We start from the raw sequence: 275 nt of genomic DNA, 5'->3' as shown, positions 1-275 counted from the left end.
CAATCGTGCCATAGCGTGTACGTAATAGACGACTAACTTTTAGACCTTGTGATTCAAATAAACGACGTACTTCGCGGTTACGGCCTTCTTTTAGCTGGACGTGATACCACTTGTTGACGCCTTCGCCGCCGCCTTCTTTGATGTCTTCAAATTTTGCAAGGCCATCTTCTAGCATGACACCAGCGGTCAATGCACGGGCGATATCAGGCGTTACTTCACCCAATACACGTACCGCATATTCCCGAGTAACTTCACCAGATGGATGCATCAAGCGA

The 275-nt window shown here is 48.0% G+C and carries 1 protein-coding gene; it reads right to left on the bottom strand.

Translation table 11 applies throughout. The features are described 5' to 3' along the window. Positions 1 to 275, bottom strand: a 275-nt coding sequence (locus AAEY83_RS14820; protein WP_502945188.1) for a pseudouridine synthase family protein, incomplete at both ends; no start/stop codon positions are given.

The organism is Psychrobacter sp. TB20-MNA-CIBAN-0197, from assembly GCF_040309765.1.
Taxonomy (GTDB): domain Bacteria; phylum Pseudomonadota; class Gammaproteobacteria; order Pseudomonadales; family Moraxellaceae; genus Psychrobacter; species Psychrobacter submarinus.
This window is presented reverse-complemented; position numbering and strand designations above follow the sequence as displayed.